Origin of the sequence: Saccharomonospora iraqiensis subsp. paurometabolica YIM 90007, from assembly GCF_000231035.2 — a bacterium.
Taxonomy (GTDB): domain Bacteria; phylum Actinomycetota; class Actinomycetes; order Mycobacteriales; family Pseudonocardiaceae; genus Saccharomonospora; species Saccharomonospora paurometabolica.
On record NZ_KI912227.1, the window covers coordinates 1 to 2,289 of the forward strand.

Annotated in this window: 2 protein-coding genes and 1 pseudogene; all 3 read left to right on the forward strand. The window is 72.8% G+C overall.

The genetic code is table 11. The features are described 5' to 3' along the window. Nucleotides 1-138: 138 nt before the first annotated feature. Entirely contained in the window at nucleotides 139-828 is a 690-nt protein-coding gene (locus SACPADRAFT_RS0209615) for a response regulator transcription factor (protein ID WP_007027325.1), read from the forward strand. 164 nt (nucleotides 829-992) lie between these two features. Further along, nucleotides 993-1,964 carry a Ppx/GppA phosphatase family protein gene (locus SACPADRAFT_RS0209620; protein ID WP_007027326.1) on the forward strand — a complete coding sequence of 324 codons (972 nt, stop codon included), beginning with the start codon at nucleotides 993-995 and terminating at the stop codon, nucleotides 1,962-1,964. Between the two features lie 52 nt (nucleotides 1,965-2,016). Next, nucleotides 2,017-2,289 (forward strand): annotated as a pseudogene (locus SACPADRAFT_RS33830) (hypothetical protein); the annotation flags it as partial.

Here is a 2,289-nt window from a genome sequence, read left to right on the forward strand (position 1 = left end):
GGAGCCGGCCGTCACCGGGGCGGGGGCCGCCGGGGACACGGCGGACGGTGTCCCCGCGGGGATCCCGTCCGGGTCGCCCCGCACGACGCCGGCGGACCGCGCCGGGAAGACGGACCGCACCGAGGAGAGGACATCGCCGTGACGAGGGTGCTCATCGTCGAGGACGAGGAGTCGTTCGCCGATCCACTGGCCTTCATGCTGCGCAAGGAAGGGTTCACCGCGGCGGTGGCCACCGACGGCACCGAGGCGCTCGACGAGTTCGACCGCAACGGGGCCGACATCGTCCTGCTCGACCTGATGCTCCCGGGAATGAGCGGCACCGACGTGTGCAAGCAGCTCCGTCAGCGGTCGGCGGTCCCGGTCATCATGGTCACCGCGCGGGACAGCGAGGTGGACAAGGTGGTGGGGCTCGAACTCGGCGCCGACGACTACGTCACCAAGCCGTACTCGGCGCGGGAGCTGATCGCCCGGGTGCGGGCCGTGCTGCGCCGCGGCGGCGAGGGGCAGCCGGAGGACGAGACGGCCGCGCAGGTGTTGACCGGCGGGCCGGTGCGGATGGACGTCGAACGGCACGTCGTCACCGTGGACGGGACCGAGGTGCCGCTGCCGCTGAAGGAGTTCGACCTGCTGGAGTACCTGCTCCGCAACATCGGCCGGGTGCTGACCCGGCACCAGCTCATCGACCGGGTGTGGGGCGCGGACTACGTCGGGGACACGAAGACGCTCGACGTCCATGTCAAGCGGCTGCGGTCGAAGATCGAGGCCGATCCGGGATCCCCCCGGCACCTGGTCACCGTGCGCGGGCTCGGCTACAAGTTCGAGGTCTGACCGGCCGGGCCGACCGGCACCGATCTGCCGCGCCGATCGCCCACCCCGCGCCGGACGGCCTGCCGCGCCGCCCGGCGCGGCGGATCCTCCGCCCCGCCGCAGCGGGCGACCGTCCGGCGAATGTCACAGCACACTAACGACGACTCCGGGTACCGTTGGGCTTCGTGCGCCTAGGGGTACTCGACGTCGGGTCGAACACCGTCCACCTGCTGGTGGTGGACGCCCATCGTGGTGGCCATCCGACCCCGATGCACTCGGAGAAGACCGTCGTGCGGCTCATCGAGCGGATCGGCGGGGACAACGAGATCGACAAGGCCGCGGCCGACGAACTGGTCGATGCCGTCGTGGCGGCCTGCGGGTCGGCGCGGCGGCTGGGATGCGAGGAGGTCATGGCGTTCGCGACCTCGGCCCTGCGGGACGCGCGCAACGCCGGGGACGTGCTCGACCGCGTCACCCGGGACACCGGCGTCGAGCTGCGCGTGCTCAGCGGCGAGACCGAGGCGCGGCTGACCTTCCTCGCGGTGCGCCGCTGGTTCGGGTGGTCGGCGGGCAGGCTCCTGGTGCTCGACATCGGCGGCGGTTCCCTGGAGGTCGCGATGGGGGTGGACGAGGAACCCGACCTCGCCGTCTCCCTGCCGCTGGGCGCCGGGCGCCTCACCCGCACCCGGTTCGCGCACGATCCGCCGACCCGTACGGAGGTCGTGGCCACCACGGCCTGGTTGGAGGACCAGCTCGCCCCGCTCGCCACCGAGATCGGACGTCAGGGGCAGCCCGACCGGGTGGTCGCCACGTCGAAGACGTTCCGGTCGCTGGCGCGGTTGACCGGGGCGGCCCCCTCGGCCGCGGGTCCCCGGGCGCGGCGGGTGCTCACCGACACCGCACTGCGTCAGCTCATCGCCTTCATCTCGCGGATGTCCTCCAGCGACCTCGCCGAGCTGGAGGGGGTCAGCCCGAGCCGGGCACACCAGCTCGTCGCGGGCGCGCTTGTGGCGCAGAGCACGATGCGAGCGTTGTCACTCGACACATTGGAGATCTGCCCGTGGGCACTACGCGAAGGTGTCATCCTTCGACGGCTGGACCATTCCAACGGCGAGGATCGGACTGCGGTGGACACGGCCCCGGAGCGACACTCGTGACCCCCGGGCGCACACTGGACGCGGACGACGGGCTACGGGCACGGTGGAAGGGATGACTCGAGACAGCGACGGCGGGCGGGCGCAGAAGACTGTCGCCGAACTCCTCGCCGAACACGGCGGGCAGGCCGGGGGTGCATCACGCCGCCGGCGGCGTCGCGCTGCCGAGGACGACGACGCGTCCGGTGGACGCGCTCCCGGGGTGACCGACACGGCACCCCAGGCGATCATCGACCGGATCCGGTCGGAGGAGCCCGACGGCGCCGGTGCGAACGGGGCCGGCGCGAACGGGGTCGGCGCGAACGGGGCCGATCCCGACGGGGCGCCA